The sequence below is a fragment of the Palleronia pelagia genome (assembly GCF_900110115.1).
Classification (GTDB): Bacteria; Pseudomonadota; Alphaproteobacteria; order Rhodobacterales; family Rhodobacteraceae; genus Palleronia; species Palleronia pelagia.
Genome location: NZ_FOCM01000002.1, coordinates 305,044 through 328,538, shown reverse-complemented (window position 1 = coordinate 328,538; position 23,495 = coordinate 305,044). Strand labels below are relative to the sequence as shown.

23 protein-coding genes are annotated in these 23,495 nt (G+C 69.1%); 11 read left to right on the top strand and 12 right to left on the bottom strand.

The features are described from left to right. Positions 1–49: 49 nt before the first annotated feature. Both BMX96_RS05850 and BMX96_RS05845 read right to left on the bottom strand, forming a co-directional pair. Positions 50–1,015 (bottom strand): carbon-nitrogen hydrolase family protein, encoded by a 966-nt coding sequence (locus BMX96_RS05850; protein WP_091844652.1) that lies wholly within the window; start codon positions 1,013–1,015, stop codon positions 50–52. Between the two features lie 186 nt (positions 1,016–1,201). Then, positions 1,202–1,771, bottom strand: coding sequence for a cupin domain-containing protein (locus BMX96_RS05845; protein ID WP_073130320.1), 570 nt, complete (start codon positions 1,769–1,771; stop codon positions 1,202–1,204). Between the two features lie 395 nt (positions 1,772–2,166). Between BMX96_RS05845 and gabT the strand changes: the two genes are divergently transcribed. Both gabT and BMX96_RS05835 read left to right on the top strand, forming a co-directional pair. Next, positions 2,167–3,456 carry a 4-aminobutyrate--2-oxoglutarate transaminase gene (gene gabT, locus BMX96_RS05840; RefSeq protein ID WP_091844847.1) on the top strand — a complete coding sequence of 430 codons (1,290 nt, stop codon included), beginning with the start codon at positions 2,167–2,169 and terminating at the stop codon, positions 3,454–3,456. 83 nt (positions 3,457–3,539) lie between these two features. Further along, positions 3,540–5,018, top strand: coding sequence for an NAD-dependent succinate-semialdehyde dehydrogenase (locus BMX96_RS05835; RefSeq protein WP_073130316.1), 1,479 nt, complete (start codon positions 3,540–3,542; stop codon positions 5,016–5,018). Between the two features lie 69 nt (positions 5,019–5,087). On the opposite strand, the gene BMX96_RS05830 is transcribed toward BMX96_RS05835, so the two are convergent. Genes BMX96_RS05830 through BMX96_RS05805 form a run of 6 tightly spaced genes read right to left on the bottom strand, consistent with a single transcriptional unit; the run spans position 5,088 to position 10,325 of the window. Then, the gene (locus BMX96_RS05830) at positions 5,088–6,023 is read right to left on the bottom strand and encodes an isoaspartyl peptidase/L-asparaginase family protein (RefSeq protein WP_091844651.1); all 936 of its coding nucleotides are present in this window, start codon (positions 6,021–6,023) and stop codon (positions 5,088–5,090) included. After that, positions 6,016–6,921: a polysaccharide deacetylase family protein gene (locus BMX96_RS05825; protein WP_091844650.1), complete on the bottom strand. Its 906-nt coding sequence runs from the start codon at positions 6,919–6,921 to the stop codon at positions 6,016–6,018. Before BMX96_RS05825 ends, BMX96_RS05830 begins: the two co-directional genes overlap by 8 nt. Continuing rightward, the gene (locus tag BMX96_RS05820; protein ID WP_091844649.1) at positions 6,918–7,664 is read right to left on the bottom strand and encodes an SDR family NAD(P)-dependent oxidoreductase; all 747 of its coding nucleotides are present in this window, start codon (positions 7,662–7,664) and stop codon (positions 6,918–6,920) included. The genes BMX96_RS05825 and BMX96_RS05820 overlap by 4 nt, the downstream gene beginning before the upstream one ends. After that, on the bottom strand, positions 7,655–8,668 hold the full coding sequence (locus BMX96_RS05815) for a ketopantoate reductase family protein (protein WP_091844648.1): 1,014 nt from the start codon (positions 8,666–8,668) through the stop codon (positions 7,655–7,657). The genes BMX96_RS05820 and BMX96_RS05815 overlap by 10 nt, the downstream gene beginning before the upstream one ends. Next, on the bottom strand, positions 8,665–9,366 hold the full coding sequence (locus tag BMX96_RS05810) for a creatininase family protein (RefSeq protein WP_091844647.1): 702 nt from the start codon (positions 9,364–9,366) through the stop codon (positions 8,665–8,667). The genes BMX96_RS05815 and BMX96_RS05810 overlap by 4 nt, the downstream gene beginning before the upstream one ends. Then, positions 9,363–10,325: a GntR family transcriptional regulator gene (locus BMX96_RS05805; RefSeq protein WP_236736981.1), complete on the bottom strand. Its 963-nt coding sequence runs from the start codon at positions 10,323–10,325 to the stop codon at positions 9,363–9,365. The genes BMX96_RS05810 and BMX96_RS05805 overlap by 4 nt, the downstream gene beginning before the upstream one ends. A gap of 188 nt (positions 10,326–10,513) precedes the next feature. Between BMX96_RS05805 and BMX96_RS05800 the strand changes: the two genes are divergently transcribed. The 6 genes from BMX96_RS05800 to BMX96_RS05775 all read left to right on the top strand — a co-directional run bounded on the left by BMX96_RS05800 (position 10,514) and on the right by BMX96_RS05775 (position 17,541). After that, complete coding sequence (locus BMX96_RS05800) at positions 10,514–12,082, top strand: ABC transporter substrate-binding protein (protein ID WP_091844645.1); 1,569 nt, start codon at positions 10,514–10,516, stop codon at positions 12,080–12,082. Positions 12,083–12,172: 90 nt separating this feature from the next. After that, positions 12,173–13,147, top strand: a complete 975-nt coding sequence (locus BMX96_RS05795) for an ABC transporter permease (RefSeq protein WP_073130290.1) — start codon at positions 12,173–12,175, stop codon at positions 13,145–13,147. After that, entirely contained in the window at positions 13,147–14,085 is a 939-nt protein-coding gene (locus BMX96_RS05790; RefSeq protein WP_091844644.1) for an ABC transporter permease, read from the top strand. The genes BMX96_RS05795 and BMX96_RS05790 overlap by 1 nt, the downstream gene beginning before the upstream one ends. Then, complete coding sequence (locus tag BMX96_RS05785) at positions 14,082–15,050, top strand: ABC transporter ATP-binding protein (protein WP_073130284.1); 969 nt, start codon at positions 14,082–14,084, stop codon at positions 15,048–15,050. The genes BMX96_RS05790 and BMX96_RS05785 overlap by 4 nt, the downstream gene beginning before the upstream one ends. Continuing rightward, complete coding sequence (locus BMX96_RS05780; RefSeq protein WP_091844643.1) at positions 15,047–16,057, top strand: ABC transporter ATP-binding protein; 1,011 nt, start codon at positions 15,047–15,049, stop codon at positions 16,055–16,057. The genes BMX96_RS05785 and BMX96_RS05780 overlap by 4 nt, the downstream gene beginning before the upstream one ends. Next, positions 16,054–17,541: a carboxypeptidase M32 gene (locus BMX96_RS05775; protein ID WP_091844642.1), complete on the top strand. Its 1,488-nt coding sequence runs from the start codon at positions 16,054–16,056 to the stop codon at positions 17,539–17,541. Before BMX96_RS05780 ends, BMX96_RS05775 begins: the two co-directional genes overlap by 4 nt. Positions 17,542–17,547: 6 nt before the next feature. On the opposite strand, the gene BMX96_RS05770 is transcribed toward BMX96_RS05775, so the two are convergent. Continuing rightward, positions 17,548–18,105 (bottom strand): cytochrome b, encoded by a 558-nt coding sequence (locus tag BMX96_RS05770; RefSeq protein WP_073130274.1) that lies wholly within the window; start codon positions 18,103–18,105, stop codon positions 17,548–17,550. A gap of 96 nt (positions 18,106–18,201) precedes the next feature. Between BMX96_RS05770 and BMX96_RS05765 the strand changes: the two genes are divergently transcribed. From BMX96_RS05765 to BMX96_RS05755, 3 genes are read left to right on the top strand one after another with little or no spacing between them, the layout of a single operon-like run. After that, complete coding sequence (locus BMX96_RS05765; RefSeq protein ID WP_236736980.1) at positions 18,202–18,957, top strand: CDP-alcohol phosphatidyltransferase family protein; 756 nt, start codon at positions 18,202–18,204, stop codon at positions 18,955–18,957. After that, positions 18,954–20,588, top strand: coding sequence for a sulfatase-like hydrolase/transferase (locus BMX96_RS05760; RefSeq protein WP_236736979.1), 1,635 nt, complete (start codon positions 18,954–18,956; stop codon positions 20,586–20,588). Before BMX96_RS05765 ends, BMX96_RS05760 begins: the two co-directional genes overlap by 4 nt. 2 nt (positions 20,589–20,590) lie before the next feature. Continuing rightward, the gene (locus BMX96_RS05755; RefSeq protein WP_236736978.1) at positions 20,591–21,508 is read left to right on the top strand and encodes a lysylphosphatidylglycerol synthase transmembrane domain-containing protein; all 918 of its coding nucleotides are present in this window, start codon (positions 20,591–20,593) and stop codon (positions 21,506–21,508) included. A 9-nt stretch (positions 21,509–21,517) separates the two neighbouring features. Here BMX96_RS05755 and BMX96_RS05750 read toward each other — a convergent pair whose 3' ends face one another. Genes BMX96_RS05750 through BMX96_RS05740 form a run of 3 tightly spaced genes read right to left on the bottom strand, consistent with a single transcriptional unit; the run spans position 21,518 to position 23,489 of the window. Continuing rightward, positions 21,518–22,345 (bottom strand): RibD family protein, encoded by an 828-nt coding sequence (locus tag BMX96_RS05750; protein WP_091844641.1) that lies wholly within the window; start codon positions 22,343–22,345, stop codon positions 21,518–21,520. After that, a complete protein-coding gene (locus BMX96_RS05745) occupies positions 22,345–23,091 on the bottom strand; it encodes a class I SAM-dependent methyltransferase (RefSeq protein WP_091844640.1) in 747 nt (248 codons plus the stop codon). Before BMX96_RS05745 ends, BMX96_RS05750 begins: the two co-directional genes overlap by 1 nt. Positions 23,092–23,093: 2 nt before the next feature. Beyond that, positions 23,094–23,489 carry a 6-pyruvoyl trahydropterin synthase family protein gene (locus BMX96_RS05740; protein WP_073130264.1) on the bottom strand — a complete coding sequence of 132 codons (396 nt, stop codon included), beginning with the start codon at positions 23,487–23,489 and terminating at the stop codon, positions 23,094–23,096. Positions 23,490–23,495 lie beyond the last annotated feature (6 nt).

The window sequence follows — 23,495 nt, the reverse complement described above, 5'->3', positions numbered from 1 at the left end:
TCCCTTGGTGCGCCACACTTCGGCGCGTCATATTATTGGGGCCCGGGCGTTAGCCGGTGCCCGTGCCCTTGAAGTTCGCGCCGCTCCATTGGCTGAACTGCACTTGTTTTCCATCAGATAGCGCGGTGCGCGGGTCTGCCATGTCAACCCCGGCGCGCGATCCCTGTCCCGGCGTCTCGAGCGGGCCGAGGGTCGAAAGATAGGCATCCGTGCCGCTGGTGCGGTCGTAGACGGAAAAGTCGGCGGCCCGGTCGCGGAAGGATTTCAGAACCTGGCCCAGCCCCTTGAGGCCGGTCTCGCGCTGGCGGCGGACCATGTCGAGATCCACCTCGATGGGGAACATGTCTTCCTGCCCGGCGGACTGGTGCAGCACCGTGGCCGCGGGATCGACCACCAGCGACCGGCCCACGCCGCCCGCGCCCAGTCCATTCACGTCGATGACGTAGCACTGGAACTGCGCCGCCGTGGCCTTGGCGATGGAAATCTCGGCCTCGCGGTCCGTGGTGCCGGTCAGGACCGGGTGCAGCAGCACCTCGACCCCCTGGCTGGTCAGCTGGCGCGTGGTCTCGGGGAACCAGATGTCATAGCAGATCGACAGGCCGAACCGGCCCACGTCGGGCACGTCGAAGACGCAGAAATCGGTGCCCGAGCTGATCCCGGCCTCGTAGGGCTTGAACGGGAACATCTTGGAGTATTTCGATACGATCTCGCCTTCGGGATTGATGACCACCGAGGTGTTGTAGATCGAGCCATCCGCCCGCTTTTCGAACATCGACCCCGGGATCAGCCAGATGCCGAAGCGGCGGGCGTCTTCCTGGAACTGGGCGATGGTGTCGTTCGGGAATGGCTGGGCATACTGGTCGAGCGGGCCGAACGGCGCCAGTTCCGAGAACAGGACCATCTGGGTCCACGGGAACCGCGCCATCAGGATCTCGATCCGGTGGCGCATGTCTTCGACGTTGGAATGAAGGGCCGAGACGTGCATCTGCACGCCGGCAATGGCGAATGGTTTCATGTCAGGCGTTTGCCTCCTGGAACGTCCCGCGGCGCATTCGGTGCGGCGGGATCGGAATTCTTGGTGTCGGACAGGTCGGGGACCGGTCCCTGGTCGCGATGGGCGGTCATACGCCCTGGCGCGACGAGTTGCAGGTAGCTTTTCAAGCTCGGGTCGCTTTTACAACACCTCCGTGAGTTGGTGGGTCTAGAAGGTCGGCGGCGTGCAGGCGCTGACGATGATGCAGGGCTCGTGCCCGATATTGCGGAAGCGGTGGGGCAGGCGGCTGTCGAACAGGTACCCGTCGCCGGGGTTCAGCACCCGCACCTGGTCGTCCACCGTCACCTCGATGATGCCCGAGATCACCACGCCCGATTCTTCGCCCTCGTGGCTCAGCATGTCGGGACCGGTGTCGGCGCCGGGCGGATAGCGTTCGTGCAGCATCTGCAGGGAATGCTCGGCCGCGCGCCCGATCTGGCGCAGCGACACCCGGGCGGCGGCGTCGCCGAATCCGGCTTCTTGCGGCGACAGCTCGGTGAATTCGCTGGCGGCGTAGAAATAGCGTGCCTCGCCCTCGGCTTCGCACTCGGCGAAGAACTCGGACATGGTCAGGGGCAGGGCGTCCAGCAGCGATTTCAGCGACGCCACCGATGGGGATGTCTTGTTCTGCTCGATCAGCGAAATGGCGCCGCCGGTCAGGCCCGCGCGGGCCGCAAGGTCGCGTTGCGACAGTCTTTTCTCTTCGCGCACCGCCCTGAGCCGCCTGCCGATATCCACTGCCACACCCCTTGTTCAAGCACTCGCTTGATATAATAAGCGGTTGGCGCAGGGAAAGGTCAACGGGTGTCGTGCAGTCCACTTGCCTGCGGAGACGGGCGATTCCGGGAAATGGAACTGATCCGCCAGAATCACGATTGACAAGAATAATAAGCAGCCACATGAGTATTCTCATCGCACTTCGAACTTTCAAAGGCAGGATCACGGCCATGACCAAAACCACCGCCGACAAGAAGACCGCCGCCAAGCGCAGCAAGGCCGCCAGCCCGCGCAAGACCCGCGCCAAGGCCCAGGCCGAAACGGTCACCACCCCGGACGTGGTCGCGACCCATATCGCTGCGCCGCAGACCCACGCCCCCGTGCCGGCCCATACCGCGGGCTCGAACGACGCGCTGATGGCGCGCCGCAATGCTGCCGTTCCGCGCGGTGTGGCTTCGGCCATGCCGTTCTTCGCCGCCAAGGCCGAGAACGCCGAGCTGTGGGACGTCGAAGGCAACCGCTACATCGACTTCGCCGGCGGCATCGCCGTGCTGAACACCGGTCACCGCCACGCCAAGGTCGTCGAGGCCGCGAAGGCGCAGGAAGACCTCTACACACACACCTCGTTCCAGGTCGTTCCCTACGAGCCCTACGTCGCGCTGGCCGAGAAACTCAACGCGCTCGCCCCGGGTGAGTTCGAGAAGAAATCGCTGCTGGTCACCACCGGCGCCGAGGCCGTTGAAAACGCCGTGAAGATCGCCCGTGCCCATACCGGGCGTCCCGGCATCATCGCCTTCTCGGGCGGCTACCACGGCCGCACGCTGATGACGCTGGGCCTGACCGGCAAGGTCACCCCCTACAAGAAGGACGTGGGCCCGTTCCCCACCGACATCTTCCGCGCGCCGTTCCCCGATGCACGCCAGGGCGTGACGGTCGAGGATGCGCTGAAGGCGCTCGAGACGCTGATGCTGACCGATGCCGATCCGTCGCGCATCGCCGCCATCATCCTCGAGCCCGTCCTGGGCGAAGGTGGCTACGTGCCGGTCCCGGCCGAGATGTGGCAGGCGCTGCGCGCGATCTGCGACAAGCACGGCATCCTGCTGATCTCGGACGAGATCCAGGCGGGCTTCGGCCGCACCGGCACCTGGTTCGCCATCGAGCATTCGGGCGTCGCGCCCGACCTCATCACCGTGGCGAAATCCATGGCCGGCGGCTACCCCATCGCGGGCGTCATCGGCCGGGCCGATGTCATGGACGCGCCGATGCCGGGCGGCCTGGGCGGCACCTACGGCGGCAACCCGGTGGCCTGCGCCGCCGCGCTGGCGGCGATCGAGGCGCTGGACAGCGAGGGCCTGCTGGAGCGGTCGACCCGCATGGGCGAGCATTTCCGCGCCCGTTTCGCCGAGATCGGCGCCCGCACCGCGCCCTATCGCATGTGGGACATCCGCGGCCTTGGCGCGATGCTGGCTGTCGAGTTCGTGACCGATTTCGAAACGGCCACGCCCGACGCCGCGCTGACCAAGTCGGTGATCGCTCACGCCCAGAAGCGCGGCCTCATCCTGCTGGCCTGCGGCATGCACGGCAACGCGTTGCGCATCATGGTGCCGCTGACCGCCAGCGACGCCATCGTGGAAGAGGGGCTCGAGATCTTCGAAGCCGCCCTCGCGGACGCGGTCGCCGAACGGATGGCCCACGCGGCGGAATGATCGCCGCCCCGCGATGAACCTTTCCCGCCGTGGCGCGCGTTTCCCGTGTGCCACGGCTTTTCTTTGACGACAGGAGATTTCCCATGCTGGATCAGACCACCGACCTCGCGTCACTGCTGAACGATCCCGACCTTCTGGTCACCCGTGCCTACATCGCCGGCGAATGGGCCGATGCCGATGATGGCAAGACCTTCACCGTCACCAACCCCGCGCGCGGCGACACCATCGCCGAGGTCGCCGACCTGTCGCGCACCGAGGTGGCCCGCGCCATCGACGCCGCCCACAAGGCCCAGAAGGAGTGGGCGCAGTGGACCGGCAAGGAACGCGCCGCCGTCCTGCGCAAGTGGTACGACCTGATGGTCGAGCACGCCGACGACCTGGGCACCATCCTGACCGCCGAGCAGGGCAAGCCCCACGCCGAGGCCAAGGGCGAGATCATGTACGGCGCCAGCTTCATCGAGTGGTTCAGCGAAGAGGCCAAGCGCGTCTACGGCGAGACCATTCCCGGCCACCAGCGCGACAAGCGGATCACCGTGATCCAGCAGCCCATCGGCGTCGCGGCGTCGATCACTCCGTGGAACTTCCCCAACGCCATGATCACCCGCAAGGTCGGCCCCGCGCTGGCCGCCGGCTGCGCCTTCGTCGCCCGCCCCGCCGCCGAGACGCCCCTGTCGGCGCTGGCGCTGGGCGTGCTTGCGGACCGCGCCGGCATCCCCAAGGGCGTGCTGTCCATCGTGCCGTCCTCGCGCAGCTCGGAGATCGGCAAGGAATTCTGCGAGAACCCGATCGTGCGCAAGCTGACCTTCACCGGCTCGACCGAGGTGGGCCGCATCCTGCTGCGCCAGGCCGCCGACCAGGTGATGAAATGCAGCATGGAGCTGGGCGGCAACGCGCCCTTCATCGTGTTCGACGACGCCGACATCGACGCGGCGGTCGAAGGTGCCATGATCGCCAAGTTCCGCAACAACGGCCAGACCTGCGTCTGCGCGAACCGCATCTACGTGCAGGCGGGCGTCTATGACACCTTCGCGGCCAAGCTGAAGGAAAAGGTCGAGGCGATGAAGGTCGGCGACGGCCTGGAAGAGGGCAGCCAGCTCGGCCCGCTCATCAACCGCGACGCGGTCGAGAAGGTGGAAGAGCATGTCGCCGATGCCAAGTCCAAGGGCGGCAGCGTCCTGACCGGCGGCCAGCCCCACGACCTGGGCGGCACGTTCTACAAGCCCACCATCGTCACGGGCGCGACCCAGGACATGGTCTTCGCCCAGGACGAGACCTTCGGCCCCATGGCGCCGCTGTTCAAGTTCGAGGACGTGGACGATGTCATCGCCATGGCCAACGACACCATCTTCGGCCTGGCCGCCTATTTCTACGCCAAGGACCTGAGCCTGGTGACCAAGGTTCAGGAAGCGCTGGAATACGGCATGGTCGGTGTGAACACCGGTCTCATCTCGACCGAGGTCGCGCCCTTTGGCGGCGTGAAGCAATCGGGCCTTGGCCGCGAAGGCTCGCGCCACGGCATGGATGAGTTCATGGAGATGAAATACATCTGCACGTCGGTCTGACCCGCAGACCCGAAATCTCGCAGAAAATCCAGGCGCCGCGTCCCGGAGAGGGCGCGGCGCTTGCCATTCTCAGTCGCCGTAGATCGCCGTGACCGGGTCGCTGCCCTCGCGCACGTAGCCGCGATACATGCCCTCGCAGTTGAACGGCAACGCCAGGTTGCCCCGCGCATCCACTGCGATCACCCCGCCCGAGCCGTCATTGGGCGCCAGGTCTTCCATCACCACGTGGGTGGCTGCGTCGATCAGCGACTGGCCCGCGTGACGCATCCGCGCCGCGATCTCGGCGCCGGCGGTGTAGCGGATGAAGACCTCGCCATGGCCGGTGCCCGACACGGCGCAGGTGGCGTTGTCGGCGAAGGTGCCCGCCCCGGGGATCGGCGTGTCGCCGACGCGGCCCGGCAGCTTGGCGGTCATCCCGCCCGTCGAGGTCGCGGCGGCCACGTTGCCCTGCCGGTCGCAGGCCACGGCCCCCACCGTGCCGTGCTTGCGGGCGGGATCGTCGTCCTCGACGCCCTGTTCGCGCATGGCCAAGGTCTTTTGCAGCGCGTCCCAGCGGGATTGCGAGAAGAAGTAGTCCCGGTCGCCCATGGGCAGGCCCGCGCGCTCGGCCAGGGCCAGCGCGTTCGGGCCGATCAGGCAGACATGGGGGGTCTGCTCCATCACCGCGCGGGCAAGGCGGATGGGGTTTTTCGGCCCGAAGACGCCCGCGACGGCACCGGCCGACCGGTCGCGCCCGTCCATGACGCAGGCGTCCATCTCCTGCTGGCCCTCGGTGGTGTAGACCGCGCCGCGGCCGGCGTTGAACAGCGGCTCGTCCTCCAGCGCGCAGACCGCCGCGCAGACGGCGTCCATCGCGCTGCCGCCCGCGCGCAGGATATCCTCGCCCGCCGCGACGGCACGGGCCAGCCCGGCGTGGTAGTTCGCCTCGGCCTCGGGCGTCATCTTGGATTTCAGGATCGTTCCCGCGCCGCCGTGGATGGCAAGGGCGTAGGGGGTATCAGGCATTTGGTGTCTCCAATCGGGCCTCGACGGCGCAATAGGCCGCGATCTCGGCATGGGTTGCGATCCACACATCGCCCTTGGCGGTGATGTGGTCCAGCAATTCCTCGAGGATGAAGATGCGCGAGCGGTATCCGATCACATGCGGATGCATGGTCAGCAGGAACAGCCCGCCATCCTCGTGGGCGCCGTCGAATTCGCGGCGGAAGATGTCCAAGACGTCGGCGGGCGGGGTATAGGGCCGCTGCGCGCCGAAACGGTTCATCAGGAAATAGGCGGCATCGTCGCGGATCCACTCCACCGGCAGCTCGACGATACCTGTAGGGACACCGTCGGCCACGATCTCGTAGGGGTCATCGTCGGAGAAAAGCGAGCTGTCATAGCCCAGCCCCATCTCGCGGGCGATGGCCAGCGTGTGGTCGGAATAGTCCCAGGACGGCGTGCGCATCCCCACGGGCCGGCTGCCCGTCACGTCCTGCAACGCGTCGGCGGCGCGCAGCATCAGCTCGCGCTCGGCCTCGGGCGGCAGCTCGGTGTTGCGTTCGTGGATCCAGCCGTGCAGCCCGATCTCGTGCCCCTCGTCGACCAGCGCGCGTTGTTCGTCCGGGTGCAAGAGCGCCGAGACGGCGGGCACGAAGAAGCTCGCCCGCGCGCCGAAGCGCTCCAACACCCGCTTGATCCGCGGCAGGCCCGCGCGCGCGCCGTATTCGCCCCAGCTGAGCCGGGCGATGGAGCGCCCGCCGTCGCGCAGCTCGTTCGTCTCGTGATCGCTGTCGAAGCTCAGCGCCACCGCGCAGCGCGCGCCGCCGGGCCAGATTCGCGGCTTCAGCGACTGGCCCGCGCGGACGGCCTCGACGCGGCCGCGCCACTCGGGCTCGTCCCACTGCCATGGCTCCCGGCTCATGCGCGGCCCCCGTCCACCGACAGGATCTGCCCGGTGATCCAGCCCGCCTGGTCCGAGCACAGGAAGACGGTGGCGTGGGCGATGTCCTCGGGCGTGCCCAGCCGCCGCATGTGCGTGCCCTCGATCACCTGCTTCTGGCGGTCGGGTCCGAAAGCCTCCCATTGCCGCGCGGTGGCGGGGTTCGAGATGACGAAGCCCGGCGCGACCGAGTTCACGGTGATGCCGGCCGGCCCGAGTTCCAGCGCGAGCTGCTTGGTCAGGCCCACCAGCGCATGCTTGGCGGCGGCATAGGCCTGTATGCCGGTCAGGCTGGGGCGCAGCCCCGCGCCCGACGAAATGGTGACGATGCGTCCCGCACCGCGGGCCTTCATGTCCGGCGCGGCGGCCTGGGCACACCACATGGCGGCGTCCACGTTGGCCGCGAAGACGGCGTGCCAGTCGTCGGGCCGGATGTCGTCGATGGGGCGGCCCACCTGTCCGCGCACGCCACCCGCCGCGCAGACCAGACCGTCGATCCGGCCGTGGGCGTCCTGCACCGCGGCGATTGCACCGGCAGCGCCCGCGCGGTCGCCCAGGTCGGCGGCATGGCGGCTGGCGACGTCGAGATCGTTCAGGCCGGCCTCGTCGATGTCGATCGCCGCGACGATGGCGCCGGCGTCGCGCAGCCCGTCGCAGATCGCGCTGCCGATGCCCTGCGCCGCGCCGGTCACGGCGAAGACCCGCCCGTCCAGATCTACGCGCATAGGGGCGACAGTTCGTCCAGAAGGTCGGGCGATTGCGCGCGGCGGCCGGTCTCGATGTCGCGGATCAGCTCGACCATGCGTGCGAGCACCGGCATCTTCAGCCCGTGGGGTCGGGCGATGTCCAGCATAATCGCCATCTGCGCGTCGACCTCGGTCTTGCGCTTGCGCACGGCAAGGTCGCGCCAGATGCCGGAATGCGTTTTCGCCGTCTTGCGGTTGTGCGCGACCATGCGGTCCAGCGACTTGGCCATGCCGGCGCGGTCGGCGCGGCGGAAGGCCTCGGGGTCGAAGCCGTTGAACCCCAGCGGGCTGATGCCTTCGGCGGCGGCCAGGCGCATGACCTCGTGGCCCAGCGCCTCGTAGACTGGGCGGTGGTCGGGCCGGTCCAGCGCGTCGGACATGGATAGGGGGGTCAGCGCGGTGGCGAAAAGAAGCGCGCCATATCCAAGCTTTCCCCAGAGATATCCCCAGATATTTTCCGTCAACACCGCGTCCGGCTCGACCAGCGACAGCAGGGCATGGATCTCGCGCGCGCGCGGGGTGATCTGCCCGTCGAGCTCGCCCACGGCAATGGCGGCGCGGTTGCCGTAAAGGATTCGCCCGGGTTCCAGCCAGTCGGCGCCGAAATTCACGAAGCAGCCCAGCACGCGCTCGGACCCGATGCGGGCGGCGATTGTCCGCTCGTTCAGGCCGTTCTGCGCCGAGACGACATATCCACCGGGGGCCAGGTGCGGCAAGGCCATGTCCAGCGCCGCCTCGGTGTGGTGGGCTTTGACCGCAAGGATGATGCGGTCGAACTGACCCGTAAGCGTTTCGGGGGTGGAGGCCATAAGCGGCTGCACGAAGTCTTCCACCGGCCCCTCGATCCGCAGGCCGTCGCGCATGGCCGCCACGTGGTCTTCCACGATGTCGACCATGTGGACCGCGTGGCCCTCGCGCGCCAGCACCGCGCCGATGACGCCGCCGATGGCACCCGCGCCCCAGATCAGGATCGTGTCGCTCATGCCCAGTCGCCGTCCAGCAGCGCGCGGGTTTCCTCGACCGCCACGGCCCACAGCCGGTCGGTGTCGGCGTCGGGCTTCTGGTAGACGCCGCCGTAATTGCCGTCGCCGATCAACTCGCGCACTCCGGCCGCGTTACGGTCGCGCAGCTTCTCGAAGGGCACGAAAGGTTTCTGCGCGTCGGGCAGGGGGCGGCCGGGCAGGCGGGTCCAGGGAAAGTTCTCCATCCAGCTGGCGTGGCTGGCGACCGGGTCGATTTCCTGCACCGTGGCCCAGGTCTTCGGTGCCTTCCACCAGTCGTGGAACCGGCAGCGTGCGCCCTCGTGCGCCTCCATCCATTCGGCGCAGACGGGCTGAACCGGGCTGTTCCCGCCGTGGCCGTTGACGATCAGGATGCGGCGGAACCCGGTCGCGTAGAGGCTGTCGAGGATGTCGCGCACCAGCGCGGCGTAGGTGGCGAGCTTCAGGCTGACGCTGCCGGGGAAGCCCATGAAGTAAGGCGTGAGGCCGTAGGCCACTGCCGGGAAGACCGGCACGCCCAGCGGCGCGGCGGCGTCGGCGGCCACGCGTTCGGACAGGATCGAATCCACCGACAGGCTCAGGTAGGCGTGCTGCTCGGTCGAGCCGAGGGGCAGGACGGCCCGGTCATCGGTCTTGAGGTATTCCTCGACCTCGAACCAGTTGCTTTCGCTGATCTTCATTCGGCGGCATCCCTCGCGGGTTTGGGTTTGCGGCGGCAGGCCTCGATCGCGGGCAGCAGGTCGCTGCGGATGGACTGCACGTCGGGGGTATGGCGATATTCGAACGCCGCCTGGCCATCGGCCAGATCGCGGTTCAGGTAACCGGCGCCCGAGGCATAGATCACGACCTCGGCCTCGGCGATGCGCTGCGCTTCGTCGGCGTCGCCGCGCACCACCATGGACAGGTTCGAGACATGCGGCGCGAAGCGCTGGATGCCGGTCTTCATGATGGTGACGAAGCCCGGGAAATAGGAATAGCCGACCACCTTGGCGTCGGGGGTCAGGCCGGCCAGGGCGACGCGCGTCGCCTCGTTCGGGATCAGCGTCACCGCTACCGCGTCGACATCCGGTGCCCGCTCGCGGATCTGCGGCAGCAGGGTGCGCGGCCCGATGATCAGGTCGTGGCCGCCGGCGGTGTCGAACTGTTCCAGCGTCACCACGTCGATGGTGTCGGTGCCGGACAGGTGCGGGCGCAGGTCGTTGGCGTAACTTTCGGTGGCATCGTGGAAGTTGCCCACCATCAGGATGCGGATGCCGCGCGAAACGGCGGGCTGTGCCATGGCCACGCGCAGCGACAGGTCCGCCGGGGACAGGCCCGCTTCCCGCCCGGCGGCCAGGAGGTTGCCGATCATGGCGTCGATGGCGCCCAGCTTGCGGCGCTGGTCGTCGCCCGACGCGCCGCGCACGAAGGTGCCCGATCCTGCACGCCCCTCGATATGACCGGCCGATTGCAACGAGGCATAGACATGTGAGACGGTCACCGGTGAGATGCCGACGCGCTTGGCCAGCATACGGACGGAAGGCAGTTTCTGGCCCGTCGGCAGTTCGCCCGAGGCGATGCCGAATTCCAGCGCACCGCGCAGCTGGGTCGAGACCGAGACCGACGATTTCGGGTCGATCGCGGCGACGATTCGCTCCACGGCCGGATCAAACTGTGCCTGCTTTTCGCGCATCCGTTATACCCAAGTGAAACGATACCGGTCATTTATCCTATATCGAGACGGAATGCATCCGTCCACCGTTTTCACTGTTACAAAATTCTCTTGACCGTTCGCAAAATCGCTCCTTAACGTGACAGACAATGATAACAGTCCGACCGGGAGTCGCCATGACCAAACACCTTCTCAAATCCGCTGTCGCCGCCGCGGCCTTGCTGGCCGCCGCGCCCCTGGCCGCGCAGGAGCTGACCATCGGTCTGCGCGCCGGTCCGGACTCCATCGACCCGCACTGGTCGACCCTGGGCAGCCAGGCCGAGGCCCTGCGCCACGTGTTCGATACGCTGGTGGACGTGGACGACACCCTTCAGCTGAAGCCGGGCCTTGCGGTCAGTTGGGAGCCGATCGACGACACCACCTGGGAATTCAAGCTGCGCGAGGGCGTCACCTTCCACGACGGCTCGCCCTTCACCGCCGAGGACGTGAAATTCTCGATCGAGCGGATCCCCGAGGTCACCGGCCCGATGTCGATGACCCTTTACACCAAGTACGTGGACACCGTCGAAGTGGTCGACGACCTGACGCTTCGCGTGAACACCAAGGGCATCGCCCCCGCGCTGCCCAACGACTTCACGCGCCTTTTCGTCGTGCCGTCCGAGACGGGCATGGAGCAGGGCAACGAGGAGTTCAACTCGGGCGAGGCTGCCATCGGCACTGGGCCCTTCACCTTCGTCAGCTGGGAGCCCAAGGGCGACCTCGTGCTCGAGCGCTACGACGACTACTGGGGCGAGACGCCTGCGTGGGAGCGTGTGGTGCGCAAGGAAATCCCGGACGACGCCGCCCGCGTGGCCGCGCTGCGCTCGGGCGAGGTCGACCTGATCAACTACGTCCCGGCCAGCGACTACCTGGCCATGCAGAACGACGGCGACATCGAGACCTTCGTGTCGGACTCGGTCTACATCCTGAACGTCCAGCCCAACGTGAAGGACGAGGAGCCGCAGCCGATCACCGTCAACGGCGAAGAGGTCGACGGCAACCCGCTGCAGGACAAGCGCGTGCGCCAGGCTCTGGACCTGGCCATCAACCGCGACGTGCTGGTCGACGTGGTGCTCGAAGGTCTGGGCACCCCCGCCACGCAGCTGATGCCCGAGGGCTTCTTCGGCTATTCCGACGACATCGGTGCGCGCCCCTACGACATCGAGCAGGCCAAGGCCCTTCTGGCCGAGGCGGGCTACCCGGACGGGTTCGAGGTGGATTTCACCTGCACCAACAACCGCGTGCCGGGTGACGCCGTGGTCTGCGAGGCGCTGGCGCAGATGTGGTCGCGGCTGGGCCTGACGGTCAATGCGCAGGCGCTGAACGGCACCGTGTTCTTCCCCGCCGCCGCGCGCGAGGAATACACCATGGCGATGTCGGCCTGGGGCACCCTGACGGGCGAGGCTGCCTATACCTATGGCGCGATGATCCACTCGAAGGACGACGAGCTGGGCTTCGGCAACTTCAACCGGACCGGCTATTCGAACCCCGAGTTCGACGAGGTCTTCCAGCAGGGCACCCAGACCCTCGAAGCCGAAGAGCGCCGGGCGCTTTATGAGCAGGCGTCGGAGATCGCCATGGAGGACCGCGCGCTCATCCCGACCGTGATCCTTCAGACGGTCTGGGCGGCGGATGCCGACACGCTGGACTTCGCCCCGCGCGTCGATCAGGAAACCCGCGCCTACGAGATCACGCCGGCCGAGTAAGGCCCGCGTTCCCGACCTGACGGGCCGGGGCGGCTCCTGCCGCCCCGGCCATTCCCCCGAAGACCGCCCCACGCGACAGGGACCCCCCGCATGCTCGGCTATCTCATCCGCAGGCTCGCCCAGGCTGTCGTCGTGGTCTTCGCCATGTCGATCATCGTCTTCACCGGCGTCTATGCCATCGGCAACCCGATCGACGTGATGATCGATCCCGGCGCGACCGCCGAGATCCGCGAGAAGCTGATCGCGCAATACGGGCTCGACCAGCCGCTGTGGCGGCAATATTTCACCTTCCTCGCCAACGTGGCCCAGGGCGATATGGGCACCTCGATGGTCTACAACATTCCCGTGGTGGACCTGGTGTTCTCGCGCCTGCCCGCGACGCTGGAGCTGGTGTTCGTGTCGGTCTGCATCGCGACCTTCATCGGCATCCCCGCCGGGCTTTACGCCGGCTATCGCCCCGACAGCGTGGCGGCCAAGCTGATCATGGCGCTGTCGGTGCTGGGCTTTTCGGTGCCGACCTTCTGGATCGGCATGCTGCTGATCATGACCTTCGCGGTGAACCTGGGCGTGCTGCCATCGGGCGGGCGCGGAGACGTGGGATCATTGCTGGGCATCCCCACCTCGCTCGCCACGCTCGACGGGTGGAGCCACGTGATCATGCCCGCGCTGAACCTGTCGCTGTTCAAGATGGGCCTGATGATCCGCCTGACCCGCGCCGGCATGGTCGAGGCGATGCGCACCGACTACGTGAAATTCGCCCGCGCACAGGGGCTGACGGATCGCGAGATCATCTTCAGCCACGTCCTGCGCAACATCTCGATCCCCATCGTCACGGTGTTCGGGCTTGAGCTCGGATCGACGCTGGCCTTCGCCGTGGTGACCGAAAGCGTGTTCACCTGGCCCGGCGTCGGCAAGCTCATCATCGACTCGATCCTGCAACTCGACCGGCCGGTCATGGTGACGTATCTCGTGCTGGTGGTGATCCTGTTCGTCCTGATCAACCTGACCGTGGACCTGGTCTATGCCCGGCTTGACCCGCGGGTGCGTCTGAAAGGGGGCAGCTGATGTCCGATACCCTGACGCCCGAAGGCAACGTCACGGCCACGGCCTCGGCCGCGCCGGCCGAGACGCGGGCCAGCCGGTTGCGCGACTTCTGGTCCGACTACCGCCGCTCGCCCATCGCCTTGCTGTCGCTGGCCGTCGTGGTGCTGCTGGCCGCGCTCAGCTTCGGCGCGCCGCTGGTCGCGCCGCAGGACCCCTACGACATGGCCGCGCTCGACTGGCTCGACGCGTTCCTGCCGCCGGGCACCGAGGGCTCGGGCGGCTACACCCACCTGCTGGGCACTGACAATGCCGGGCGCGACATGCTGTCGGCCATCCTATACGGCCTGCGCACGTCTTTCGTGATCGGGCTCAGCGCCGGGGCGCTGGCGCTGATGGCGGGGATCTGCGTGGGGCTCAGCGCGGCCTATTTCGGTGGGCGGCTGGAAAGCCTGCTGATGCGGATCGTGGACCTGCAGCTGTCGATGCCCGCGATCCTGCTGGCGCTGGTGCTGGTCGCCATGCTGGGGCAGGGGGTCGGGCAGATCATCCTGGCGCTGGTGGTGGCGCAATACGCCTATTTCGCCCGCACCACCCATGGCGCGGCCACGGTCGAGCGCGGCAAGGATTATATCGAGGCCGCCCGCTCGACCCCGTTGCCGACCCGCCGGGTGCTGTTCCGCCACCTGCTTCCGAACGTGCTGCCGCCGCTGATCGTGGTGGCGACGGTCCAGGTCGCCAGCGCCATCGCGCTCGAAGCGACGCTCAGCTTTCTCGGCGTGGGCCTTCCCCTGACCGAGCCGTCGCTGGGCTCGCTCATCTCCAACGGTTTCAAATACATCCACACGGACCGCACATGGCTTTCGATCTATCCCGGCATCTTCCTGATGATCACCGTGGTCGCCATCAACCTGGTGGGCGATCAGGTGCGTCACGTCCTGGACCCGAAGAACCAGCGATGACCGCCGCACTGGACGTCCGGGGCCTGACCACCCGGTTCGAAACCCGGGGCGCCACCGTGACGGCCGTCAACGACGTGAGCTTCGCGGTCGAGCCGGGGCGCATCCTGGGCCTTGTCGGCGAAAGCGGCTCGGGCAAGAGCGTGACCGGCTTCTCGATCCTCGGGCTCATCGACAGCCCGGGCGAGATCGCGGCGGGCGAGGTCCGGATCGACGGCGACGACCTGCGCGCCATGTCGCCCGACCAGCTGCGCCGCATGCGCGGGCGCAAGGTCTCGATGGTGTTCCAGGACCCGATGATGACTCTGAACCCGGTTCTGCGGGTGGGCGACCAGATGGCCATGGCCGTGCGCGTGCACGACCGCGTGTCGAAACGGGCCGCGTGGGACCGCGCGCGCGTGGCGCTCGAGACCGTGGGCATCCCGGCGCCCGCCGAACGGCTGCGCGCCTATCCCCACCAGCTTTCGGGCGGGATGCGCCAGCGGGTCGCCATCGCCACGGCGCTGCTGCACCGCCCCTCGGTCATCATCGCGGACGAGCCGACCACCGCGCTTGACGTGTCGATCCAGGGTCAGATCCTGGCCGAGGTCCGGCGGCTGGCCGACGAGACCGGCACCGCCATCGTCTGGATCACCCACGACCTGGCGGTGGTGTCGTCGCTGGCCGACGATATCTGCGTCATGTACGCGGGCCGCATCGTGGAAAGCGGCACGGCCGAGCAGGTGATCGGCCATCCGCGCCACCCCTACACCAGGGGCCTGATCGACAGCGTGCCGTCGCGCGGCCAACCGGGCGAGGCGCTGCCGCAGATCCCCGGCTCGACACCGCAGCTGGCCGACCTGCCCACGGGCTGCGCCTTCCGGCCCCGCTGTTCCCGCGCGTCGGAGCTGTGCCGGACCGACCCGCCATTGATCGGCAAGGACCACACCGCGCTCTGCCATCACCCGATCGAGGAGCCCGCGCCATGAGCCTTCTGCGCGTCGATGCCGTGTCGAAACGGTTCAGCCGCACGCCCGGCCTGCTGGGCCGCGCCGCCGACCGCCTGACCGGGCGCAACTCGGCCGAGGTGGTGCATGCGCTGACCGGGATCGATTTGCGTGTGGAACGGGGAGAAGTGCTGGGGCTCGTGGGCGAAAGCGGGTGCGGCAAGTCCACGCTCGGGCGGATCGTGTCGGGGATCTATTCCCCCAGCGACGGCGCCGTGACCCTTGCCGGCAAGCCCGTCGCGCGCGATGTCGGCGGCGATGCACGCAAGCTGACAACGGCGGTGCAGATGATCCACCAGGATCCCTTCGCCAGCCTCGATCCCCGCATGAAAGTGGGCGAGACCATTTCCGAGGGGCCGCGCCTCCACGGGCTGTGGACCGCGGCCGAGGCGCCCGAGCGGGTGCGCGCGCTGCTGGCGCAGGTGGGGCTCGATGGCGGCTATGCAACGCGGCTGCCACACCAGTTCTCGGGCGGGCAGCGGCAGCGCATCGCGATCGCCCGCGCGCTTGCCATGGAGCCGGACCTGCTGGTGCTGGACGAGGCCGTCGCCTCGCTCGATGTTTCGATCCAGGCGCAGGTGCTGAACCTGTTCCTCGACCTGCGACGCGAGCTGGACCTGACCGCGCTGTTCATCAGCCACGACCTGAGCGTCGTGCGCCATGTCTGCGACCGCGTGGCGATCATGTATCTGGGCCGCGTGGTCGAACTGGCCAAGGCCGAGGATTTGTACGAGGCGCCGCAGCACCCCTACACCAAGGCGCTGTTCGCGTCCGTGCCCACTCTGGGCACCGGGCGGGCGGCCTTCCAGCCCATCAAAGGCGAGATCCCGTCGCCGCTGAACCCGCCAAACGGTTGCGCCTTCCATCCGCGTTGCCCGTTCGCCGGCCCGCGCTGCAAGGCCGAGGTGCCCCGGCTGACCAACGCGCCCACGGGGCAGGTCGCCTGCCACCTGAACGACGGCGGGACCGGGGCGCGCGCCGCGGCATGAATGATTTCGCAACGCTGTCGGGTCGGGTGAACGACCTTCTGTGCGCGGTGAACGCGCTGCAATGGGACTCGCGGGTGATGATGCCGGCCGCCGCCGCCGCCAGCCGCGGCCAGCAGATCGCGACCCTGAAGGGCATGGCACGCGAGCTGATCCTGTCGCCCGAGATGGCCCGCGCCACCGACGCAGCGGTTGACACGGCCACGACCGAGACCGAGCGCCGCGCGGCCCGCGCCATGGTCGAGGCGCGCAGCCACCACGCCCGCATTCCCGCCGACCTGTTGCAGGCCCAGGCCGAGCAGGCGGCCAGCGCCAATGCCGCGTGGGTGGCCGCGCGCCGCGATGCCGATTTCACGGTGTTCCAGCCCTATCTCGCCCGCAGCATCGAGCTTGCCCGCGCGCAGTCCGATGCGCTGGGCTTCGACGCGCATCCTTATGACCCCTGGGTCGCGCTGTTCGAGCCGGGTGAGACGGCGGCAAGCATCGCGGCCCTGTTCGACCGGCTGCGCGACGGGATCCTGCCCATCCTCGACGCGGCGCGCGGGCGACCCCGGCCGCGCACCGATTTCCTGTCGCGCCACTTCCCCGCCGCCGCGCAGCAGGCACTCTGCCGCGATCTCGCGGCGCGCGTGGGCTTCGACTTCACACGAGGGCGGCTCGATACCACGGTGCACCCGTTCGAGATCAGCCAGACCCATGCGGACGTGCGGATCACCGCCCGGTGGGAGGAGACCTACCTGCCCATGGCGATCTTCGGCACGCTGCACGAAGTCGGTCACGGGCTCTACGAGCAAGGCATCGACCCGGACCTCGCGCGCGGACCGCTGGCCACCGACCTGCCGGGTCTCTACGCCGTGGGCGGCACCAGCTTCGGGATGCACGAAAGCCAGTCGCGCCTGATCGAGAACCACGTGGGCCGCGCGCCGGCCTTCTGGCAGGCCCATTTCGGCCTGTTGCGCGACGCCTTTCCCGACCAGTTGTCGGACGTGTCGCTCGAGGAATGGCTGGCGGCGATCAATTCGCCCCGGCCGGGGTTCATCCGGATCCAGGCCGACGAGCTGACCTATGACCTGCACATCATGCTGCGCGTGCGGCTGGAAATGGCGCTGCTCGACGGCAGCCTTGCCGTCGCCGACCTGCCCGAGGCATGGAACGCCGCCATGCGCGACGACCTGGGGCTCGACGTGCCGGATGACGGGCAGGGCTGCCTGCAGGACGTGCATTGGTCACACGGCTATTTCGGGTCGTTCCCGACCTACACCATCGGAAACATGACGGCGGCGCACCTGTTCGAGACGTTGTCGCGCGATCCCGAGGTGGCGGCCGGGTTGTCCGATGCCGACTACGCGCCCTTGCGCGCCGCGTTGGGGCGGCATGTCTGGCGGCACGGCCGGTCCAGGATCCGCGCCGAGATTATGCGCGACGCGGGGGCCAATGGCGCGCCCGAGGATGCGTATCTGCGCCACCTGTCCACGCGGTTCGGCTGACCCGCCTCAGCGCGATTTCGGCGCAACCGGCGGCCACATGCGGGAAAACACGCCGTCGCGCTTCAGCAGGCCATGCTGGAGGGCGGCAAGCACATGCACCCCCAGGATCAGGCTGATCGCCCATGCGCCGTAGAAATGCACCGCCTTGGCGGTGTCGGCCAGCGCCTCGGACTTGGGGACAAGGAAGGGCGCGTTCACTGCGTTCAGCGCCTCGATCGGGAAGCCGCCGGCGATCACCCGCACGTAGCCCGCCACCGGCATGACGATCAGCAGGATATAAAGCGCGGTGTGGCTGGCCGCCGCCGCGCGGGCCTGCCAGGCGGGCAGGTGCGCGGGCAGGGGCGGCGTCGGGGTGAGCAGGCGGTAGGCGATGCGCAGCACGGCGAGCAGCCCCACCAGCACACCCACGTTCTTGTGAAAGATGAAGAGCCGGTTCTGCACGGTGCGGCTCAGCCCCTCCTGCACCATGAGCCAGCCCGCGACGATCATGGCGATGACCAGAAGGGCCATGATCCAGTGAAACAGGCGTGCGGTGGTCGCGTATCCTTGGGGCGTCCGGCTCATGGCGATCCTCGCGGTTCTACGCCGACGGGCAGGGCCCTTGCGGCAGTGCCGTTGGGCGGCACTTGACCCCGCCCGCTTTGCGCTAACCTATCATTCATGAGCCTGTTACACACGGATTTTTCCTCGCCGCCCCCGGCCATTGCGCGTACCCGTGCGGTGACCGCCCCGGCGTGGCGCTTTGCCGCCGCCGCGCTGCTGGGCGCTTGGGGCGTGGCGCTGCTGGCGACGTGGCTCATGCAGGGGGACACGGGCGCGACGGGGGGCGCCACGGTCGTGTATCTCGCCGCCTGCGCCTTCGTCGGCTACCGGATCCAAATGGCCTATCCCCACGACGCGCTGGGCTGGTGCAACCTTGTCACCCTGGCGCGTATGGGCATGGCCGCCGCACTGATCGTGCCGATCATTGATCCCGGCGCCAGCGGCTGGGCGGTGACCGCGCTTGCCGTTGTGGCGCTGTCGCTTGACGGGGTCGACGGGTGGCTCGCGCGCCGGCAGAACCTGTGCTCCGATTTCGGCGCCCGCTTCGACATGGAGGTGGACTCGGCCCTTGCCGCGCTTCTGGCGCTGAACGCGCTTGCCGCCGGGCAGGCCGGACCGCTGGTCCTGATCCTCGGCGCGCCGCATTACCTGTTTCTCGTCGCGGGCTGGATGATGCCGTGGATGGCGCGGCCGCTGCCGCAGCGGCTGGGGCGCAAGGCCGGCTGCGTGCTCCAGATCGCGGCGCTGATCGTGGTGCAGGTGCCCGCGATCTCCCCGACGCTCGCCACCCTGGCGGTGGGTATCGCGGTGCTGGCGCTGGCCTGGTCTTTCGGCCGCGACATCCACTGGCTCTGGCGCAGGCGCGCAGGGTGAGCCCGGGGCGCCTTGTGGGGCCCGTCCTGCTGCTGCTGTCGGCCCTTCTTCTTCACCTGCTCCTGATCCAGCCCAACCATCCCGGCGCGATGACGTGGCAGGCGCTGTTCCTGTTTCCGCTGGAGCTTCCTGCCATCCTGCTCGCCCTGATCGCGGCCTCGGGGCGGGTGGCGTTCGTCTTGCGGTTGGCGGTGACGGTGCTGCTCTGCCTGCTCGCGGTCCTGAAGGCTGCGGATTTCGCCTTCTTCACGGCGCTGGGGCGCGGGTTCAACCCGGTGGCCGATATCGTGCTGGTCGGCGCCGGGTTCCGGCTGCTGTCGGGCGCCATCGGCCTTGTTCCGGCGATCCTGGCGGCGGTCGGTGCGGTGATCGCCACCGCATTGGTGGTGCGCGCCACCTGGTGGGCCACCGGCGTCTGGGCGCGGGTGCAGCCGCCCATGCTGGCGCGCGGGGCCGCGGGTGTGGCCGCGATCGCCGCTGCCGGCGTCGCGGTGGGCGAGATCGGGCAGACCATGGGCCGCTGGCGGCTGCCCGTCGATCCGCCTGGCGCCGCTTTCACCGCCCGGGTCGCGGTGGAACGCGTCGGGCTGGCGCGGCGCACGCTGGCCGAGCTGCGCGATTTCCGCATCGCCGCACTGCGCGATCCCATGGCCGAGCGCGACGATCTGTTCGACCTGATCGACCGCGACGTGCTGCTGGTCTTCGTCGAAAGCTATGGCCGGGCCAGCCTCGATACGGATCTCTATGCCGCGACGCACCGCCAGACCTTGCGCGACGGGGCCCGGCGGTTGGAGGCGGCGGGGCTAGCCATGGCCTCGGGCTTCGTGTCGGCGCCGACGCAGGGCGGGCAGAGCTGGCTGTCGCATGCGACCTTCGCCAACGGGCTGTGGGTGAACGGCCAGACCAAGTATTCCGCCGTGCTCGCCTCGGGGCGCGAGACGCTGTTCCACCTGGCCGCCCGCTCGGGGTTCCACACCGCCGCCGTCATGCCGCAGATCACGCTGGACTGGCCCGAGTCCGCCGTCATGGGCTTCGATACCATCCTGGCCGCCGCCGACCTGGGCTATGAGGGTCCGGCCTTCAACTGGGTGACCATGCCCGACCAGTTCACCTTCGCCGCGCTGGACCGGCTGGTGCGGGATCCCATCGACCAGCCGGTCTTCGCCCAGCTCGCCACCGGGTCGTCGCACGCGCCCTGGGTGCCGGTGCCCGAACTGGTGGAGTGGGACGCCATCGGCGACGGGCGCATTTTCCAGTCGATGGTCGAGGGGGCCCCGACGCCGGAAGAGGTCTGGCGCGATCGCGACCGGGTCCGCGAGCAGTATCGCCGGGCGGTCGACTACGCGCTGTCCAACGTGATCGACTATGCCGCGCGCCACGCCGACGACCCGCCGCTGATGATCGTGACGGGCGACCACCAGGCCGCCGATTTCGTGGCGCTGGACGATCGCAGCGATGTGCCGGTTCACGTTATCGGTCCCCCGGAGCTCGTGGCGCAGGTGCGGGACTGGGGCTGGCGGCCCGGCCTGATCCCGGCGCCGGACACGCCCGTGATTGGCATGGACCGGATGCGCGACCGTCTGATCGGCGCGTTCACAAGCGGCCTGGCCGCCGTTCCCCTGGGGGGCTGAGCGTGCCGCGCTTGCCCGGATGGTTGCGGCGCGTGGCGCAGGTCGCGGTGGCGGTTCTGCTGCTGGGGCTGCTCTGGCGTTATGCCGGCGGGGGCGAGGCGCTGGATCGGCTTTGGCAGGCGCAGCCCGGCTGGCTGCTCGCCGCCTGGATCGCGCTGGTGACCCAGACCGTGCTGTCGGCCCTGCGCTGGCGCCTGACCGCCGCGCAGCTGGGCATTGGCATGAGCCGGGGCCGCGCGCTGTCGGAATACCTCGAGGCGCAGCTTCTGAACCAGTCGATCCCCGGCGGCGTTCTGGGCGACGCGCGCCGGGCGGTGCGGGCGCGCGACCAGGCGGGCATGTGGGCGGCGGGGCAGTCGGTGGTGATCGAACGCCTGGCGGGGCAGGTGGGCCTGTTCCTGTGCCTGGCCGTCGGCTTCGCCGCGACCCTTGTCGTGCCGGGCCGGGTCGACTGGCCCGGCTGGCTGGCCGTAGCCATCGCGCTGGGCCTTCTGGCCGCGGCCCTCGTGCCGCCCGGGCTGGCCTGGCTCGCGCGCCGAAACGACCGCGCACGCGCCATCTGGCGACCCGTGGCGCACGCGCTGCTGGCGCCGCAGGTGCTCCGCGCGCAGCTGATCCTGAGCTTTGGCACCGCGCTGTGCAACCTCGCGGGCTTCGCGCTGGCCGCGCGGGCGGTGGGGGCCGGACTTGGGCCCATCGAGACGCTAACGCTGGTGCCGCTGATCCTGCTTTCCATGCTCATCCCGCTTTCCATCAGCGGGTGGGGATTGCGCGAAGGGGCGGCTGCGGTGCTGTTCCCGCTGGCGGGGTTGTCGGCCAGCGCGGGGCTCGCGGCGAGCGTCACCTTCGGGCTGCTCCTGATCGCGTCGGCGCTGCCCGGCGTAGTGGTGCTGCTGCTGCGCAGACCAACCCCGGCCTGACCCGCCGGGTCAGCTTCCGGCGACGCGGCGCGGCTTGGCGTGGACCGGGTCCAGTGCGGCCTGCGCGTCGGGCGCCAGCGCACAATCGAAGACCACGTCCGATCCCAGCGAGAACACGCGCGTTTCGGGACGCAGCGCGTCGGACAGTTTCTCGGTCGGGTGGGGCAGGGTCAGGCCCAGCTGCCCGCCGCCGATCAGCAGCGGCGCGACCGAGACCTGGAGGCGCGTCAGGCACCCGGCCTCGATGAAATGCGAAATGGTCGTGCCGCCGCCCTCGATCAACAGGGATTGCAGGCCCAGGGCGTGCAGCGCCGCCAGGATCTCGGCCGGGTCGAACGCACCGTCCGGCGCGGCAAGGCGGACCACCTCGACCCCGTCGGGCCGCGGCAGGTCGACGCCCTGTATGACGATGCGGCGCGTGGCCTGGCAGTGCAGGAGCGGAGCGTCGTTGGGCAACCGTCCGCGCGGGTCGATGACCGCGCGCACGGGGCTGGGACCGGGACACAGCCGCACGGTCAGGCGCGGCGTGTCGTGCAGCGCGGTGCCGACCCCGATCACCACGCCGTCGACCAGCGCCCGCATCCGGTGCAGATGGGCCAGACCGTCCGGCCCCGAGATATCGCGTGCATCGCCCGTGACGGTGGCCACGCGCCCGTCCAGCGATTGCCCGATCTGGGCGACGGTCATGGGGCCGAGGTCGCGCCGGGCCAGCGGGCCGTAGAGCGCAAGCGCCGCGCGTTCACCGGGGGACCAGCTGCCGCAACAGGTGCAGAACCGTCCGTCTCGCACGGCAAGTAGGCGCTCCCAGACGCGTTCGGTGACCTCGATCGGCTCCATCACGCCCCTCCGCCGGGTATGGCCAGCAGGTCGATGTGACCCACGCGGCACTCGGCGGTGCCGGCGGCGGCCACGCGCCGCTGGCCCCATTCCCCCGCGCCGGCGGCCCCCGCGATGCCGCGCACCAGCTCGGCCTGCAACGCGGCGGCGTCGGGGCCCAGCCGCCACGGGCTGCGGGCGGTCCGGACGTCGAAGCCGGCGGCCTCGAAAGCCGCGGCACTGCGGTCGCCCGCCTCTGGCCCCATGGCGATGCCGAAGCCCTTGTCGGTCTGCTGATCGGCATTGAACGTGTCGGTCACCGCCGCGTCTTCGGGGTCGAGCGGGGTCCAGCCCATGTGCCCGTCGTAGGACAGCGCGGCGTAGAACGGCACGTCCAGCCGCGCCGCGAGGGCGCGCACCCAGTCCTCGGACGCGAGGTCCAGCAGGGCCGAGGCGGTCACGATGGTCACGTCCTCCAGCGGTAGGTCCTCGAGCCGTTGCAGGTCCAGCTCGTGGGTTTGCGCCCCGTCGCCGGCAGCGGCCGCGGCGTGGGGCAGAAGGTCCGGGTCGTTGTCCACCAGGTGCCATTTCGCGGATGCGGGCAGGTGCGGCCCGAGAGCGCGCACGGTGGCGCCGGTGCCGCAGCCCAGGTCCAGCACGACCGGATCGGGGCCCGCCGCCTCGGCTGCCTGCCGCAGCAGCGTCGCGTCCCGCGCCGCCATGTCGGCGGGCTCGCGCAGGGACAGCCAGTCGGCGGAAAAGCCCATGTCTAGACCTCGCCCTCGTACCAGGCGCGGGCCACGTGGCTTTCGTGGAGCAGGATGCGCAGCTTGCGCAGCCGCCCGCCGTCCTTCAGGTGTCCCTGCTTCACGAACTCGGCCATGCCGTCGAAGATATGGCGGCACAGGAACTCGGTCGTGGTGAACTTGCCCTTGAACTCGGGCACCTCGTCCAGGTTCTGGTAGCGCAGCGGCTCGAGCACCTTCGAAAGCCCCTCGGTGGCCAGGCCGATATCGACGACCAGGCCGTGCTCGTCGATGTCTTCGGTGAAGAAGGCGGCGTCGACGGTGAAGGTCGCCCCGTGCATCCCCTGCGCGGGGCCGAATACGGGCGAGGGCAGGGAATGGCCGATCATGATGTGGTCTCGGACTTCGACGGCGAACATGGTTGC